The sequence below is a fragment of the Stieleria maiorica genome (genome assembly GCF_008035925.1).
GTDB classification, from domain to species: domain Bacteria; phylum Planctomycetota; class Planctomycetia; order Pirellulales; family Pirellulaceae; genus Stieleria; species Stieleria maiorica.
The window spans coordinates 535,271-552,997 of record NZ_CP036264.1 but is presented as its reverse complement, the minus strand read 5'-3'; the positions used below and the strand labels follow the sequence as shown (position 1 = coordinate 552,997).

The following is a 17,727-nucleotide window of genomic DNA, read 5'->3' as shown; positions in this document are numbered from 1 at the left end:
ATATGACCGATCGAAACGAACCGTTTGCCCCGCCGGGTCTGGCAGTCGGAAACGACTTGCCGGTCGCGGGCCAATCCCATTCGAGTGCGCCGCCGGATCACTCGCAAGCCGAAGCGATCGGTTCCATCGTCTTTGACGTTGAACATTTCACCAGGGGATGGATCGGTCGCATTCGTCGACTGATTCACCGGTCGAGTCAGCTGATCGAACGCGAGTCCCTGCTGGCCGGCGCGATCGCACGACTGGACCAGCAGAAAACGGAATGGAGCAAGCGGACCGCCGCCAAGGAGGAAGGACTGCGGGACCAGTCCAAACGGCTGACCGAAGCCTGGTTGGAGGTCGAATCCGAACGCCGCAAGGCGATTCAAGGCGCGCGTGCCGCGGCGACCGGGGGGAGCAATTCGGGCGTCGGCCCCGTCGTCGCAACCCCCGTCGCTCCCGTTGCCGGCGTGCCGGTCAATCCGCCCTCGCCGATCGCTGCGAAAACCAACGTCGCCCCCGCCGCCGCGCCGCAAACAGGCGTGCAACCTTCGCCACCGCCCGGACAAGGCCAGCCGCCCGGACAAGGCCAAATGCCGGCGGCTCCTCCACCGGTCAGTGTCAACGTTCCGGTGTGCGCAACACCTAACACTCTCGCCGGCGATGGCACCGCAACCGCTCGCGTGATGCCCGTCGGAAATGCCCCGGTCTTGCCCAACCAACCCGTCGTCGGCCGGCCCAATGTCGCCGATCACCAAGGCGGCGGCCAGGCCACGAGTGACCAGGCTGCCCAGGACCGAGTTGCCATGGAAAGAGCTGCCCAGGAAAGGGCCGAAGCGGCACGGCGACAGAAGATTGAAGAATTCAAACGCATGCAACGCACCATCCAATCCAACCGTAACCATTCGAACTAATTGCTGGAGACCATTGTGCCATTCGCCACCCTATTCAGCCGGCCACTGAGTGTGTTTCGCGCATCGTTCTCCGCAGCGAAGCCCGACGGCTCAGCGGCGCCTCCGCCGACACTGGATTTTCCTGACGCACCACCGGACATCCGAAAACTGGTGCGTCAGCGGCAATACGCCCACATCGTTCGCCCGATCGATGGCATTGCCTTTGACCCGGACTCGCTTCGGTACGCCTGGAAGGCGATCGATCACGACATGGCCTATGTGCCCGGCGGCGACGTCACATTGCACGGTGAGTACGCGACGACGTCCGACGAAGGGTTCGTGCTCGTCCCGCAAGTGATCGGAACCAGCCACACCGAAGCGATTTACTTGGACCGCTGGTGTGTGACCAACGCCGACTACCAGCGATTCGTCGCCGACGGCGGTTACGAAAACATCTCTCTGTGGCCCGAACAGATCCTTGAATCGGTGCTTCGGTTTGTCGACAGAACCGGTCGCCCCGGACCCGCACAGTGGGAAAAAGGCGCGCCCGCCAAAGGCACCCTCGCGCATCCGGTCGTCGGCGTCTCGTGGTACGAAGCCAACGCGTACGCACAGTGGGTCGGGAAACGGTTGCCGACCAGCGCCGAATGGCAGCGGGCCGGCACCTGGGGAACGACCAGCAGCGACACGTTGAAAGAACCCAAGTACCCCTGGGGCAATTCTTTCGACCCTCAATATGCCAACACCTGGGCGTCGGGGCGACACCGCACGGTCTCGATCCACGAGTGCCAAGGCGGCAACACCCCCAACGGGATTCGACAGTTGATCGGCAACGTGTGGGAATGGATGAACACGCAATACTTGCTGGCGGCGACCGAAGAAATCACGGTCCACATGACCGACCCCATGGCGGAGATCCGCGGCGGTGCGTTCGACAGTTACTTCCATTCGCACACCAGTTGCCAAAGCCGCAGCGCCCAGTCGCTGCTGTCACGAAAAAACAACGTCGGATTTCGATGTTGTTTCTCCGCCGAAGGCCTCGACCCCTGCGGCGAGGACGATTCGCCATCGACCGATGGCTGATTCTTTACCGATCCCGGCGCAGACCCTGCACCGATTCACCCCGACTCCATCTTGTCCCCGACGTGCGTCTTGACGACGAAGAACCATCATGAGTAACAGCGAAAGCTACAACACGGCGTTGTGTTACCAGGACGCCCCTCCATGCGTCTGTTGCGATTCGCAAATGACCAGCATGGACGACTATTGCGAAGAATGCCAAACCCCGGCGGAAATCACGCAATCGGTTTCCCAACGCCGCGCGCGACCGCACTTCATTTCCGTGGTCGGCCCCAGCAACGCCGGAAAAACGGTCTATCTGGGGCTGCTGTTGGACATGCTCTGCGGCGGGGCCAAGGATTTGAAGGGTGTTCCCAACGGTGCCTTTTCGATCAAGCTTCAGGAACAGGTCGTCTCCGCATTGGAAGAACGGCGGTTCCCGGAAAAGACGCCCAATGAATCCGACCTCTGGAAATGGCTGCACTGTGTCGTCACGGACTCGTCACAGCGCAAGGAGAAAACGGTGGACTTTGTCGCGCCGGATTTCGCCGGCGAAGCCATCGCGACCGAACTGGAGCAACCGGGCACGTATCCCGCCGTCGGCCACATCGTGCAACGGACGTCGGCTTTCTTGCTGCTGTGCGATTCCGCCGAGGTGCGAGACAACGGCGCGCGGGAAGACCTGTTCGCGATGAAGCTGGGCTCGTACATCTCGCAGCAACAATCGCTCTCGGAATTGGGCAAATCGCGTGACCTGACCCCGGCGATCGCCGTCGTCTTCACCAAGTCGGACACCTGCCCCGAAGCGGCCGCGGATCCGAAACGCTTCATGGCCAACAACATGCCCCGCTTTCTCGATTATTGCCAACACAACTTCCCGCGCCATGCGGTGTTCAGCGCCAGCGTCGTCGGATCGTCGGCACTGCTCAGCAACGACGTCGGCGGCGTCGCCCGCGTGCCCTTCCATATCCAGCCCCGCGGCGTGATCGAACCCTTGCACTGGGCCATCCAGAACAGCTAAGTGAAATGCAAGTCGAACAAATCAGCTACGGTTCGCTCAAGCGGCGACGCATGAAGGGGTACCAGATCATCGGCAAATCCCCCGGTGTCGATGCGACGGTGTCGAGCGAGTTTTGCAAGTGGGCCCCGTCACACAATTCGCTCGAGGTGGCCGGCGATGCCGCCGCCCAAGACGCCTGGGGATTGAGCTTCTTTCCGCTGTCGGACTATTTCTATGCCGTCGCCCGCAGCGTCCACGGCGGCCCCGAATACAGCGGACGAGGCGGGTTGGCGGTGGTTACCAGCGCGCTGGTGATGACCCGAAAACAACTCGTCGCCTACGAGTTCCACGCCGTCGACACCGCCCGCACGGCGCTGGCGCTGGGGAACCTGATCCTGCGGATGGACCAGGACGAAACCCTGCCCACGGTGACGCTGACCGCACGCCCGCTGTCGCTGCAGCAACCGACCAGCGATTTCACGGATTCCAAACCGGCACTGCTGCCGGGACATGCGGTCAACTGGATCGCTCGCGAAACCGTCAGCCTGCTGCGCGACAATCGCAAAGTGATGATCGTCGGGAAATGTGATCCGCTACCGATCTTGACACTGGTGCTCGACCAATTGACACCCAAGGAACGCAGCGAAACCAGTTTTGCCTGTGGCCTGAAACCTTCCAGCCGACGCGACTTTCGTGTTCAAGTCACGCAAGACCCGATGTCACCCAAACTGCAAAAGGAACTGGACCGATCCGGCATCGTCCCGATCGACGTCGCACGCGTGCTCGTCGAAACCAAGTGACGTGCCCGCCGACGTGCCGCCCGCCGGGCCGCCCGCCGGGCCGCCCGCCGGGCCGCTAAAACGGGATCGTCTTTAGGAACCGTTGGCCCAATCGACCGTAATCTTGGCCATCGACGTCGCCATCGCCGTCTTCGTCAAACCAGGGATCGAATCGGTCGCTTGTCGCCGATTGCAGAAACGTTTGTCCGAACCGCCCGTAGTCTTGTCCATCGACATCGCGGTCGCCATCCCGGTCGCCGAACAATCGAAACAACGCGTCGGCCGCCTGATCACCGAACAAATCATCCTCCGGCATCGGATGATCGCCGACGGTTGTCGTGACCGCCGACGCGATGACCCGCAAGGTGTAATTGCCATCGACCAGCGAATGCGTTCCGGTCGCCTGACGCTGAAGCACCGAATTGCCAGGCAAGAATCTCAAGTCGGCCACCGTGCCGGTCGCCGTCGATGACGTCGTGACCTCCAACTCGATTCCTTGCTGCCTCTGGCGATTGGACAGAAGAAACGACGATGCCGAGACATCGACAAAGGTGTCAAATGTGACCTGGATCGACGTCACAAGCGACCGACTCGGATCGCCACCATTGACCTGGACGCTTTGCACCTGGGGCGGCGATTGGACCTGCACCGTCCAGTGGATCGTTTGTTCCAGTTTCGATGATTGATGCCGCACCCAATCGGTCGGATCATAAACCCGCACCGAAACGTCATAATTGCCGGGTGCGAATCCGGCGTCGCGCAAGTTGAAGCTTTCGTCCGTCGCGCCGAACACCTCGACGCCGTCGACCGACCATTGAATGTCCTGGACGTCCAAGTCGACCGCCCGCACCCAGACCTCCGGCGCAATGCCTCGGATCGTTTGGGTGTTGTCCAGCCAATCATCGACGGGATCCACCAATTCGTAAATGTCCAGGATGATCTTCTCGCGGCTGACCGCATCGAAGGGTCGTCCCAGATTTCGCATCTTTGAATTGTGCGACGGACGAAAGATGCCTTGATCGAAGTATCGGGCACCCTCGTAGGTATCGATCGTGCCGATGCCGGGCTGGTCGTATCCCAGCCAACGTTGCCACTTACTCCCTTGCGGATCCGTCGTGACGTTGACCTCGGGAGGCTCCGACCCGGTGTAATTGGGCGACCCGCCGTATTCATCGGCCAAGTTGTTGAACGAATGCGCGACTTCATGCAATGCCAGCTCGTTGGCCGAACTGTTGGCACCGGCAAACACAGCGTAGCTGCCGCCACTGCCACCGTACTTGGAATCGTTCACCGAAACGAACTGCATTTCGGCGCTGAAACCTGCGCCGGCGAGCGCCGTGTTCTTGGCGTTGTTGGCTTTCGTGTTGTTGATACAAATCAACCGTTCGATGTTGCCACAAAAGTAATAAGCATCAAACGCCGTGTCGACAAAGATCTCGTTGGGTGGCTGATCCGCCCCAGATTCATTGGAGACCGTGTTGATCCGATGGGCATTAAAAAAGTTTGCATAGCGCGGGTACGGATCCTGCCCCGCATTGAACAGGTACTCCAGCATTCCATTGACGTGGTTCGCATAGACCGTGTCGATCTGTGACGCCGTGTACCCGTCACCGAGAATCACGAGGTCCACGCGGTTGTCCGATGGGCCGTTGTCAAGCACGGTGTCAAACCCCGTCGTTTGAGACGGTGATGAATCGCCCGCGGGCAAACTCAATTGCACCTGGGGTTCAAACGGTCCGATTTTCCAACGGTCCGCACCGATGGCGGTGGACTCGATCGGAGGCGCAGTTGCTGGATCGATGGATTCGCCGGACGAGAACCCGGCGGCCAACAATCGCCGCGCTTCCAACGGCTCAAAATGCAAACGCAATCGGCTTGTTCGTCGATGACGCACGATGGTCGGTCGGTGGAAGGAACGTGACATGGGGAAAAACGTGGCTCGGGGAAACCTCGACGACATCCTATTCGTCTCAATTGCCACCTGGGGTTCATCGCAACAAAACCGCTGCGGTCCGATGGTTTACCTTTCCTATGGCTCGGGGTGCAACACCACTCCCGCTGCGGGGGTGCACGTTGAAAAGGGGGGTGCCGGCAGCTACGATCGGACCGCTGCAATTGCACTTATCCCTCCATTCCGCCCGCCTTACGGTCTCCATGGTGCCTTTTCATCGTTTCGGGCGAGTCTCCGACCGCCTCCGATCTTCAGCGACTCCGATCCGGGTGAATCCAACGCGATACCGATCCTGGCACCGAAAACGACGCCTGCTGGCCGAGCGATTGGAGTCACGGCGGGTCTTGGCCGCCACGCCGGTGATCAGCGAATTCCTGGCTGCCAATTCCGGTGGTTTAGAAGATTCCGATGGCGACAGCAGCGATTGGATTGAGGTCTACAACCCGACGAACACGACCTTTGATCTGGCCGGTTGGCATCTGACCGATGACGCCGACCGACTGGACCGCTGGACGTTTCCCAACACGATACTCGGCCCGACCGAGACGGTTGTCGTGTTCGCCTCGGGGAAAGATCGCGCCGTCGCCGGTGACGAGTTGCACACCGATTTTGAACTCAATCGAGGCGGGGAATACCTGGCGCTGGTGGATCCCCAGGGTGTCGTCGCCAACGACTATGCACCAGAGTACCCTGATCAAAGCACCAATGTTTCTTACGGGTTGCAGTTTGTCACCGAAGACCTGGTCCGGTCCGGCAGCGCGGCCAAAACCTTGGTGCCGGTCGATGGTGCACTGGGCGACACGTGGCAGCAACCGACGTTCAATGACGACACCTGGATCGACGGACCGGTCGGCGTGGGTTTTGGCGTCATCCAACCGGGCTTCGATGTCCGCTACGTCAAAGCACAGGCCTCGGGTAATTTTGACGGTGCTGTCAACACGTTGGCGATCGCCGAAGACGTCCTTGCGACCCCGCAATACCAATCGCTGTCTGTCACCGAGCGAACCGACGTCATCAATTTTCTGGGCACCGGCGGAGGTGGTCGATTCGAAAATGACCTGGCCTTTCCCACACAAACGGTCGGCGAAGATTTCAATCATTTCGTCATCGAAGCCACCACCACGATCGACATCCCGAACGCCGGCCCATGGTCCTTCGGCGTCAATAGCGACGACGGCTTCGGATTGACGCTTTCCAAAGATGGGGTCGAGTACAGCAGTTCGTTTCCCAACCCACGTGCCGCCAACGACACGATCAACACGTTCGACCTTGTCCAGCCCGGTCAGTACGAAGTGCGGTTGGTCATGTTCGAGGCCGCCGGGGGCGCCAGCGTGGAACTGTTTGCCGCAGCCGGGGCGCACGCGTCATTTTCGGGCGTGTTCGATCTGGTCGGTGACGTCGACAACGGTGGCATTGCTGCATTTACGCCCTACGTTTCCGGTCAAAGCCCCTGGGTCGCGACCGATGTGGCCGCATCGATGTTGGGAATCAACGCGTCGGCGTATGTGCGTGTCGAATTCGACGTCGCGGACGCAAGTTTGATCGAGTCGTTGGTGCTGAACATGCGTCATGACGACGGATTCGTCGCGTTCATCAACGGTGTGGAAGTGACGCGGGCCAACGCCCCGTCGACACCGGCGTTCAACTCGGCGGCTACGCAATCGCGCCAAAGCTCCGACGTGCTGCAACCGACCCGATGGGTGCTCGACGATGGGGCCGCCGCTGCGGTCCAAACGGGCACCAACGTGTTGGCCATCCAAGGCCTCAACCATTCGAGTCTGGATCCGAGTTTCCTGGTGTACCCGGAATTGACCAGCACACGGTTGCTCGATCAGACACCCAGCTACTTTGCGACGCCGACCCCCGGAGAGTTGAATCGGGATCCTGTGCTGGGCGTCCTGCAACGGGTTGCAATCGACCTGCCGGCCGGCTTTTACGACACGCCCCAAATGGTGACTCTGGCGTCACCGGATGCGGCCGCTCAGATCGTCTACACCACCGACGGAAGCGAACCGAGTGCGACCCATGGGACGGTCTACACCGCACCGATCCCCGTCAGCACGACGACCACCTTACGCGCGATCGCGGTGGCGACCGATTATGTGTCCTTACCCAGCGTGACGCGGACCTATCTGTTCCTCGATGACGTGTTGAACCAATCCGGTGACGGATCGCCGCCGCCGGGTTGGCCGGCGACTTGGGGCGGCAATGTCGTCGATTACGGCATGGATCCCGATGTGATCGCCGCGGAAGGTGCCGCAGCGGTGAAACAGGCACTCCTGGCGTTGCCGACGCTCTCGTTGACGACCGACCTGGACTATCTGTTTGACCCGACGATCGGCATCTATGCCAACGCCCAGCAAGACGGGCGAGACTGGGAACGCCCCGCATCGGCCGAATGGTTGAATCCCGACGGTGGCGAAGGTTTCCAAGTCAACGCGGGGCTGCGAATCCGCGGCGGTTTCAGCCGCAGTAACAACAACCCCAAACACGCATTGAAATTGTTCTTCCGCGGCTCCTACGGTGACCCCGTACTGGACTATCCGGTCCACGGGGATGAAGGGGTTTCTGAATTCAAAAAGCTAGACCTGCGTACGGCACAGAATTACTCCTGGAGTTTCCAGGGGAACGCGAGCAACAATTTCGTCGCCGAGGTGATGGCCCGCTACAACCAGCGCGATCTCGGCCAGCCCTACACGCGATCCACCTGGGTCCATCTTTACCTCAACGGCCAATACTGGGGCATGTTCCAGACCCAAGAGCGCGCCGAAGCCAACTACGCGGAATCGTACTTGGGCGGAAAAGCGGAGAACTATGACGTTTTAAAGCCCGAACGCGGGGCCTATCAGAACATCGCCACCGACGGGAACTTCGATGCCTACACGCTGCTCTGGGAACAAGCCGATGCGCGTGCGTCCGACGGCATCACACCGGCCTTTGTTGACGACGCCCAATACATGCGTGCCCAAGGCAAAAACCCCGACGGCAGCGAGAACTTGGACTATCCGGTCTTACTGGATGTGGACAACCTGATCGCGTACATGATCGAAACGTTGCGCGGCGGCAACCTTGACGCACCGATCTCCAACTTCCTCGGCAACACTCGACCGAACAACTACTTCGCGATCCGTGACCGCACGGGACGCGAGGGATTTCGATTCTTTCAACATGACGCCGAGCACACGATGCGAAACGTCAACCAGAATCGCAACGGGCCGTGGAATTCGCCGAATTACGAAGGCGGCGTCGCTTACTTCAATCCGCAATGGCTGCATCAACAATTGATGGCCAATGACGAGTACCGGATGCGGTTTGCCGACACCGTTCAATGGGCATTCTTCAACGACGGACCGCTTAGCGAAACCGCGTTGATCGAAAAACTGGACCACGAAGCGGCGAAGATCGAAACCGCCGTGATCGCCGAATCCGCTCGCTGGGGCGATGCAAAACGCGGCACGAATCCCCCGCTGACGCAAGCGGATTTTTTGAACGCCGTCGCGGGATTGCGAAACGGTTATCTGACGGCCCGTAACCCGATCGTCATCGATCAATTTCGAAACACCAATCTGGTCCTCAAAGACGCGTCGGGCGATTACACGGTCGTCGTCCCCGCCCCGCTGTTTCCCAGTGTCGATGCGCCCCGGTTTCTGATCGATGGAACCGCACAGCACGGCGGGCAAATCACGACGGACAGCGAAATGCAGTTCGATGCGACGGAAGGGTCGGTCTACTTCACGACCGATGGCAGCGACCCGAGATTGGCCGGCGGCGGGATCCACCCCGACGCGCAGGTGTATGACCCGATGCAGGTCGACGTGACGGTGGTCAATTCAGGAGACACTTGGAACTACCTGGACGATGGCACCCAACCGCCCGCCAACTGGGCGTCGATGGCCTTTGAAGACCAGTCGTGGAAAAGCGGCCCGTCCGAACTGGGGTACGGCGACGGCGATGAAGCCACCGTGGTATCGTTCGGTGGCAATTCGTCCGACAAACACATCACCACGTACTTTCGCCGACGCTTCAACGCGGACCTGTCAGGCGGCAACTTGACGACGGCCACGCTACGGGTTCGCCGCGATGATGGGGTCGCGATCTACATCAATGGCGTCGAAGCCGTGCGAAACAACCTGCCCGCCGGGCCACTGACCTCCGCCACAACGGCCAGCGGGGTGGTCGGCGGCGGAGACGAAAGCACGTGGTATGAGTTTTCGATCGACCCCGCGCTGCTGCACAACGGCGTCAACCTGATTGCCGCCGAAGTGCACCAGGTGTCCGGAACCAGCAGCGACATCACGTTCGACGCCGAATTGATCGTCAGCCGTCAAAACGCATCTCCGATCCCACTGACCGAATCGACTCGGGTCAAGGCGCGGACGCTCGGCGACGGCGCCCAGTGGTCTGCACTCAGTGACGCGTTTTTCCAAGTGCTGAACGTTCCCGCCTCGCCCTCGAATCTGCGTCTGACGGAAATCAATTATGACCCCGCCGTCGACGGCGATGCGGAGTACCTGGAACTGCGAAACATCACGTCGGCCGACACCGCCGTGACGATCGATCTGGACGGAGTCACCGTGACCGATGGCCCCAGTTTGCCCTTCACCATCCCCGTCGGCACGACGCTGTTGCCGGGCGAGTCCGTCTTGCTGGTGCACGACATCGCTCAATTCACCGCCGCCTACCCCAACGTGGATCCCGACCGGATTGTCGGCCAATACTCCGGCAAGCTGTCCAACGGCGGCGAGCGGATTCGAATTGAGGACGCCAGCGGCCAGGAAATCGCCGATGTCAACTACGGCACGGGCGACCCCTGGCCCAAATGGGCCGATGGCGTCGGGGGCTCCCTCGTGCTTGAAAACCCTGCCGATGTTCCCGTCTCCGAAACGGGAAAACCATACCACTACCGCGGCAGCGTTGAATTCGGCGGGACTCCCGGATCGATCGAACAGCGGCCGTTCGGAATCGAGATCAACGAAGTCCTCGCGCACACCGATGCCCCGCTCCATGATGCGATCGAGTTGTTCAACCCCACCGCATCGGAGATCGCCATCGGTGGTTGGTTCCTCAGCGATGACGGCGCGACACCGAAAAAATACAAGATCCCCGCCGGGACCACGATCCAAGCCGGCGGATACATGTTGTTCGACGAAGCGGATTTCAACCCACCGCTGCCAAATGCCCAAAGCCTGATCCCGTTCGCACTCAGCGGATCCGACGGTGATTCCGTTTGGCTGTTCACCGGCGATGGCAACGAACCGACGGGGTTGGAAGACCACGCCCGATTTGACGCCACCTTCAACGGTGTTTCTCAGGGGCTGATTCCCGGTTCCGCCGGTCGATTGGTTCCACTGGCCAATCGCTCCCTGGGCATGCTGAACGGCACGTTCCAGACGTCCCCGATTGTGGTTTCCGAAATCAACTATCACCCGGCACCACCGACCGCCGCGGCGCTCGCGATCGATCCGTTCCTCAGCGAACAAGACCTGGAGTTCATCGAACTGCACAACGCATCGGCGATCACGATCGACCTGGAAAACTGGCGACTGCGCGGCGAAGGGGACTTTGACTTTGCGGCCGACGATCAAATGGCACCGGGCGAAACCGTGGTGCTGATTTCCTTCGATCCGACACTCGCCGTCAACACGAACAAGCTGGCGGCGCTGCGGCAGCAGTATGGAATCGACGCGGGTGTTCGCATCGACGGTCCCTTTTCCGGCTCACTGAGCAACAGCCACGGCGTGATCAAATTACAGGCCCCCGATACCCCGCCGGCCGATGATCCGTCGCTGACACCGCGCGTGATGGTCGATGAAGTGTTCTACGACGATCTGTCGCCCTGGCCGACCGAAGCCGACGGCAATGGTCCGTCATTACAACGACTCGCCGCAAGCACGCTGGGGAATTATCACGATAGCTGGGTCGGTGAAACGCCAACCCCCGGAATGATTCCCGGGCGGCCGACCGTCGAATCGATCGCCATCAACGACGGATCCGCCTCACGATCGTCGGTCACCAGCATCACGGTAACGTTCGACCAAGAAGTCGACGTCGATGCATCGTCATTTGTGGTTTCCCAGCGGTCCTCCGGCACGGCGGTGGAGAATCTGCAAGTGACCGCCCAGCACATCGGAAACAAGACCGTTGCTGTGATCACGTTCGCCCCCGGCCCCATGGTGGTCACTCGCGCCGAAGGCGGAAACTCGCTGGTCGACGGGACCTATCAATTGACCATCGTTGCGTCGAAGGTCCAAACCACAGCCGACGATGTCCGCATGGCGGCGGACTATCGATTCGGCCAGTCCGACTCGGATGCCTTTTTCCGACACTACGGTGACACCGACGGAGATCGCGATGTCGACGGTCAGGACTACGGACGATTCGGAGCGACTTTTCTGCGTCAGTCCGGCGACCCGGCGTTCGATCCGGATCTGGATTTCGACGGTGACGGCGACGTCGACGGCCAGGACTACGGTCGCTTCGGCCTGCGGTTCCTCCGCACCATGCCGCATTGACCGGACTCACTGGCCGGCCCCACTGACCGGACTCACTGGCCGGCCGTGAACTTGATTGAATCCGTCGCACCGTCGAACCATACTTGAATCCTCCCGACAGCCTCGTTTCCGTAGCCTCCATGAGTTTTGTTGTGCCAATTCGATCCCGTTTGACACCGCTCGCTACCGTTTGCATCCTTGTGCTGTTCGCGGCGCCCGCTCGTGGAGATGTGATCGCATTTTGGGATTTCAACAACGGATACGGCGTGCCGGACGAATCGATTCAGATTGTCCATGCGGCAACGGTCGGAAGTGGCACGCTCTACCAGCAGCGCGGCGACACCGACGGAAACGGGAAAGACGGCTTGGCATTTTCCGCCCCCGGGCTGGGAATTGACACGATCGATGGACAGGCGATGGCGTGGGACGACATCGCCAAAAGCGGCGACAACGATGCGGAGTTCTTCGTCGAATTCTCCACCGTCGGATTCACCGACATTCAAGTGCGTTTCGATTTGCGTGGCAACGGCGACGGGGCCGATGAAATCGTCAGCTATGACTTGAAGTACGATTTGAATCCGCTGGACGACATCGCCTTCTCCGGTGGCACCATCAAGGACTTTGCCGGCGGCCTTTCGACGTCGCTGTTGAATAACCAGCCGATCAATGCAAACGGATCAACGTTCATTAGCGAGACGGTCGATTTGGCCGGCGTCACCGCCATCAACCATCAGCCCAACGTGGTGATCCGTTTTGACGACTTTCGAGAGAACGGACAGATGCGAATTGACAACGTGTTGATCACCGGAATCACGGCCATTCCCGAACCGACATCGCTCGGATTACTGACACTCGGCGGCGGATTGATGGTGCTGCGACGAGGACGAAAGCGCGTTAAACTTGCAGAATGACCTGCCCGAGTTCGCTTTTCTGACCGCTGGATTCTCTCATGCTCGAAGCCTTTACCAATCGAGTCCTTGCTGTCGTCCAGCGCGAGTTTCCGACCCGCGGTTTCCGGCTCGGCGAGGAATTGGGCGTCATCACCAACGGGTCGGCAAAGTTCGGGATGAGCAACTTGTGGGCGCAATTCCAACAGTCCCCCATGCCCGATGAAGAGTTCGACCGGGTGATCATCGAAAACTTCGCCGGGGCGTTGAAATTGATCGACGGTGCGGTCGACGCGATTCCACAGGCGTGGGAAGACGCCAAGCCGCGGCTGCGAGTCCAATTGGTCAGCGCCAAAGTCACCGATGTGGGTCGCGCGATCACGTTCCCGTTCGCCGACGATGTGCATTCCAGTTTGGTCAGCGATTGTGACACCGGCTATGCCTACATCAGCAACGAAGACCTCGAGCGATGGGGGCAATCGGCGGTCGACGCGATCGAAATCGGAAAAATGAACATTGTCGCATCCAGTCCGACGTTGCCGATGACGGTGATGCCCGGTCCGGCACCGCTGGTGGCCATCCAAACCGGCGACGGTTACGACGCCGCTAGAATTCTGATCCCGGAAATCCGCGCTCGAATCATTGCCGAATTGACCGGTGACGAAGAGGGCGAAGTGTACGCCGGGGTCCCCAACCGCGACTTCTTGGTCGCCTGGCCGATGACGCTTGATTCCGACCTCCACCAACAGCTCAGCCAGACCGTCGCGATGGACGCCCGCCGCCAATCCCACCCCTTGAGCGAACGCGTCCTCCGTGTGACCAAAGAGAAGATCGCGATCGCCTGACTAAAACGGTCTGTCGCGGGCATGAGTGTTGGTGTCTAGCCTTTTCGCTACACCTCCAAGCCGCGGAGGTTGTCGTTGGTGCTGGATCCGAAGTGATCGACTTCCAAGCCCATACGTCGGGCCAGCGGAACGAATAGATTTGCAAGCGGCGTGTTGTCCTTGGCGTCATGCGCGACATAGTGACCGTGTCGGTAACCCCCACCGGCCAGTAGAATCGGCAAGTTGTGCCAGTCGTGCGCCGACGCATTGCCGAGGTTAGATCCGAACAGCACGGCGGTGCGATCGAGCAAGTTTTGGTCATTCTCGCCGACCGCCTTCAAGTCGGCTAAGAATCCCGAAAACGCTTCGAACTCGGCTTCTTCGATCAGACGGAGCTCTGCAATCTTCGCCTCATCTTTGCCGTGATGCGAAAGATTGTGCCAGTCCGTGTTCACCCCGGGAATATTGCTCGGGACCGCGTTCATGCCTCCCAACGATAACGTGATCACGCGCGTCGAATCGGTCTGCAGTGCCAACCGTATGATGTCGTACATCAATCGCTGCCGGGCGATGATATCCTGCTTATCGGCGATGTCTTTCGGCGGCGGATCGTCCACGTGCGGCTTGGGGCGCTGGGCCCACTGCCGCGCTTGCCCGATGCGCGTTTCCAGATCGCGAATGGATGAGTAGTACTCGTCCAGTTTTTGAACGTCTTTCGGTCCCAGCGATCGCTGCAGTTTTTGGGCGTCGCCGCGGACGGTATCCAGGATACTGCGGCCCCGTTGGAGTTCGCGCATCTGGGACCGGACTTCTGATTCAGAACCGTTGACGAACAGTTGCTCGAACACCTTCGCCGGTGAAGATTCCGCGGGAATGTTCACGCCGCCGGAGGTCCATGACAACGAACCACCGCCGTTGGACAGACACAGGTAGGGAAAACGTGTCGCACCGCCCAGGTGGGCGGCGATCTGCTGGTCCAGCGAGATCGTGTTCTTGAACCCCGCCAGCCCGGGACGTTGGGCCGACGTCAGCCACGTCATGCTGGAGGCATGCCCGTTGTTCCCGTTCTGATTCGGATGCGACAAGCCCGAAAAAAGCGTGAAGTCGTCGCGATGATCCTGAAGTTTCTCCAAATACGGCGTCAGTTGATAATCGCGTCCCGGCTGGTCGGGAAACAGAAACGGGGCGTGAAATCCCAGCCCACCACAGATCGCAATGAACCGCGGCAGATCGGGTTCACGCGAATCACCAAGGGCCGGTTGCATCGCACCGAGCAGCGGCAAAGCCACACCCGCCCCGGATCCCCGAAGAAAGTGGCGCCGAGACAATGCGAGATTTCGAAAGGGTGGTTGATTCACGATCTGGCTCGTCAATTGATGACAGAACAATGCTTACTTTGACAGGAAAATTTTGCTCGCCACCGCGGCGTGAAGCAGGTCTCGGGCGCGGTAGTGATTCTCCGCAGCAGCGGTGACGATCCGATCGATCTCCGGTCGATCGGAGAACCCGAGCTCACGCCCGGTCGCAAACGTCAACAGCTTGACCACAAACGTCGTGGCCAACAGACGTTCCTCGCCGGCCAGGGCACGGCGAAACTGGCGGAATCCGGCAAACGCAGTTCCGTCGAATTCGCCTGAGGCATCGACGGCCGGCCCGAGTCGGTAGCGGACCTTGCGCCCGTTGACTTCGGTGTCGACGCGATTGCCCTCGCCGAGCGATCGATAGCGATCCCGATAGCCTCCGATCGGGTTGAAGCACTCCAGCGCAAATCCGGGAGGATCGATCTTGGCGTGGCACGAGCGACAACTTTCCGAATCGCGGTGCCTGTCGAGCAGCTCACGTAACGTCGTCGCCCCGCGGATGTCCGGTTCGACTCCGGGAATCCCCGGCGGCGGAGGTGACGGCGTGACCCCTTGGATGCGTTCCATCACCCACGCCCCGCGCGTCACCGGTGACGTATTGGTGCCGTTGGCCGTGACTTTCAATAGGCTCGCTTGGCTGAGCAATCCGCCGCGAATCGAATCGGCGGGCAGGGAAACCTTGCGGATCGCAACGCCATCGATCGGCGGCAACGCATAATGCTCGGCCAGGCGACTGTTGAGCATCGCAAAGTCGGATTCGATCAAATTGCGGACCGGCAGGTTCGATTCGATCATCTCGCGCAGGAATGCCAACGTTTCACGCGGCATCGAATCGCGAAGAAACGGGTCGAACTCGGGAAAGAGCGTTTGATCCGGGGCGGTGAGGTCCATTTCACGAAGGTCCAGCCAACTATCGGCAAAGTCGACCAGAAAGCGTTGGAAACGTTCGTGCCGGATCAATCGATCGGTTTGGGAACGCAGCCCCGCGGCAGCGGTCAGTTGGCCGGCTCCGGCCGCGTCCATCAGCATTCCGTCGGGCAGCGTCCGATGCAGAAAGTAGGACAATCGGCTTGCCAGGGCATAGTCGTCAAGCGCGCCGGCCGGTTCTTGCAGGTACAGAAATCGAGGCGAACAGAGGATCGCAGTGACCGCCGTCCGAAGAGCGTCTTCGAACGATTCACCTTGATCGACTTGCTGGGAAAAAAGCGAGACATACGGCGCCAAGTCATCGTCGGAGACCGGTTGTCGCAAGGTAGCTTCGGCGACACGGCGCAGGGACGTCGTTGCGGCGGCGACCGGGTCCGACGGTTCGATCGAGAACTTCGGAACGTACCAGGGCTTGCTGCGGTCTCGCGGATTCCGCGGCGGGATTTCGATGCGATCCAGGCCGTCAAAGATCAGGTGATGCCCAGGCGACGGGTATTGATCGACCAACGGCCCCTCGACCGTCACTTCACCGATTGCCAACCCCGGGCCGTCGTATTGATCAATCGAATCTCGTTTGTACCGCCCTGGGTCGTGAATTCCGTAGGGCTCAATCGCCAACATGTAGCGTGGCTCGATCCAAGTTTCGAACTCAACCGTCGTCGGCTGGTTCGGTCGGGCTTCAAAAAACGCATAGATCGGCTTGTCGCTGCCGGCGGCGAAACTGGTTCCACCGACCGAAAACGTGATCGGTTCTTCGGATTGATAGGCGTACCCGGTGACCCGGACGCGATAGCGTCCCGCTTCGTTGACGCCGCTGCCGCGAAGCATCCCGGTCGGATAACCGCCGCCGGCGAAGCGGACGACGAAACCGTCATCGAGCAGTTTCCATGCTTTGCCGACATGCTGTTGAGCTTCGCGTGTGTCCTTGTACCACGCGGTCAGCGTTTTCGGCTCTGGTGCAGCGGTCTGTTTTGCGATCGCCGTCTCCAGCACCAACTTGGCGGCATCCATGTAGCGTTGCAGGTGAACCATCGACAAGCCGAGGGCTTCTCCGACGGTATCAAATTCGTGCGACCGGGCATCTTCGGGAAGCAGCGATTGCAGATCCAGATTCGTCCCGAAGACATCATTGAGCGTGTTTTGGTATCCGCGACGGTTCAGCCGCCGCAGCACGGTCGACTTGCTCGCCGCATGGACGTCGGTCAGCGGTTTGGAAAGCAACGCGGCGAAGGTGTCGACGTCTGCCGAGTGCGGTTGATCGGCATCGGCCGGCGGCATCTCTCCGCCCCTGACACGGTCATAGACCTGTTCCCAACGCGCGAACGTGGCCGGATCGGTCAAGTCGACGAGCAACCGCTCCGTTTCAAATCCCCCCTCGTCTGCGCCCCCGGCGTGACAGTCGTTACAGTACTTGGAAAAAAATGTTCGCAGCGGTTTGTCGAAACCGGCGTGGTCCTTGATGGCAACTTCGAATCGATCTGCATCCGGTTCGGCGGAAAACGCAGTCGTTGCAGACAACTCTAGATGCAACCAAACGGCGGCTGCGCAAAGGACGGCTCGCACGAAGGCGCGAGGC

Annotated in this window: 10 protein-coding genes; 7 read left to right on the top strand and 3 right to left on the bottom strand. The window is 60.3% G+C overall.

The genetic code is table 11. The features are described from left to right. Window positions 1–2: 2 nt before the first annotated feature. From Mal15_RS01720 to Mal15_RS01705, 4 genes are all read left to right on the top strand, one after another. Window positions 3–893: a hypothetical protein gene (locus Mal15_RS01720; protein WP_147866165.1), complete on the top strand. Its 891-nt coding sequence runs from the start codon at window positions 3–5 to the stop codon at window positions 891–893. Window positions 894–908: 15 nt separating this feature from the next. Next, complete coding sequence (locus Mal15_RS01715) at window positions 909–1,955, top strand: formylglycine-generating enzyme family protein (protein ID WP_147866164.1); 1,047 nt, start codon at window positions 909–911, stop codon at window positions 1,953–1,955. A gap of 88 nt (window positions 1,956–2,043) precedes the next feature. Next, window positions 2,044–2,952 (top strand): TRAFAC clade GTPase domain-containing protein, encoded by a 909-nt coding sequence (locus Mal15_RS01710; protein ID WP_147866163.1) that lies wholly within the window; start codon window positions 2,044–2,046, stop codon window positions 2,950–2,952. Window positions 2,953–2,957: 5 nt separating this feature from the next. After that, entirely contained in the window at window positions 2,958–3,731 is a 774-nt protein-coding gene (locus Mal15_RS01705; RefSeq protein WP_147866162.1) for a GAP1-N2 domain-containing protein, read from the top strand. A 55-nt stretch (window positions 3,732–3,786) separates the two neighbouring features. On the opposite strand, the gene Mal15_RS01700 is transcribed toward Mal15_RS01705, so the two are convergent. Beyond that, window positions 3,787–5,634 carry a M64 family metallopeptidase gene (locus tag Mal15_RS01700; protein WP_167546580.1) on the bottom strand — a complete coding sequence of 616 codons (1,848 nt, stop codon included), beginning with the start codon at window positions 5,632–5,634 and terminating at the stop codon, window positions 3,787–3,789. A 296-nt stretch (window positions 5,635–5,930) separates the two neighbouring features. Between Mal15_RS01700 and Mal15_RS01695 the strand changes: the two genes are divergently transcribed. From Mal15_RS01695 to Mal15_RS01685, 3 genes are all read left to right on the top strand, one after another. After that, window positions 5,931–12,173: a lamin tail domain-containing protein gene (locus Mal15_RS01695; RefSeq protein WP_167546579.1), complete on the top strand. Its 6,243-nt coding sequence runs from the start codon at window positions 5,931–5,933 to the stop codon at window positions 12,171–12,173. Between the two features lie 131 nt (window positions 12,174–12,304). Beyond that, window positions 12,305–13,063 (top strand): PEP-CTERM sorting domain-containing protein, encoded by a 759-nt coding sequence (locus tag Mal15_RS01690; protein WP_167546578.1) that lies wholly within the window; start codon window positions 12,305–12,307, stop codon window positions 13,061–13,063. 38 nt (window positions 13,064–13,101) lie between these two features. Continuing rightward, complete coding sequence (locus tag Mal15_RS01685; RefSeq protein WP_147866158.1) at window positions 13,102–13,884, top strand: hypothetical protein; 783 nt, start codon at window positions 13,102–13,104, stop codon at window positions 13,882–13,884. Window positions 13,885–13,931: 47 nt separating this feature from the next. On the opposite strand, the gene Mal15_RS01680 is transcribed toward Mal15_RS01685, so the two are convergent. Both Mal15_RS01680 and Mal15_RS01675 read right to left on the bottom strand, forming a co-directional pair. Then, complete coding sequence (locus Mal15_RS01680) at window positions 13,932–15,128, bottom strand: DUF1552 domain-containing protein (protein ID WP_147866157.1); 1,197 nt, start codon at window positions 15,126–15,128, stop codon at window positions 13,932–13,934. Window positions 15,129–15,254: 126 nt separating this feature from the next. Beyond that, a complete protein-coding gene (locus Mal15_RS01675) occupies window positions 15,255–17,669 on the bottom strand; it encodes a DUF1592 domain-containing protein (protein WP_147866156.1) in 2,415 nt (804 codons plus the stop codon). Window positions 17,670–17,727 lie beyond the last annotated feature (58 nt).

What these genes read in the sequence shown, in the direction of transcription:
- Mal15_RS01700 (WP_167546580.1), bottom strand. Translation starts at nt 5,634, where the DNA reads ATGTCACGTTCCTTCCACCGACCGACCATCGTGCGTCATCGACGAACA.
- Mal15_RS01685 (WP_147866158.1), top strand. Translation starts at nt 13,102, where the DNA reads ATGCTCGAAGCCTTTACCAATCGAGTCCTTGCTGTCGTCCAGCGCGAG.
- Mal15_RS01720 (WP_147866165.1), top strand. Translation starts at nt 3, where the DNA reads ATGACCGATCGAAACGAACCGTTTGCCCCGCCGGGTCTGGCAGTCGGA.
- Mal15_RS01705 (WP_147866162.1), top strand. Translation starts at nt 2,958, where the DNA reads ATGCAAGTCGAACAAATCAGCTACGGTTCGCTCAAGCGGCGACGCATG.
- Mal15_RS01680 (WP_147866157.1), bottom strand. Translation starts at nt 15,128, where the DNA reads ATGCAACCGGCCCTTGGTGATTCGCGTGAACCCGATCTGCCGCGGTTC.
- Mal15_RS01710 (WP_147866163.1), top strand. Translation starts at nt 2,044, where the DNA reads ATGAGTAACAGCGAAAGCTACAACACGGCGTTGTGTTACCAGGACGCC.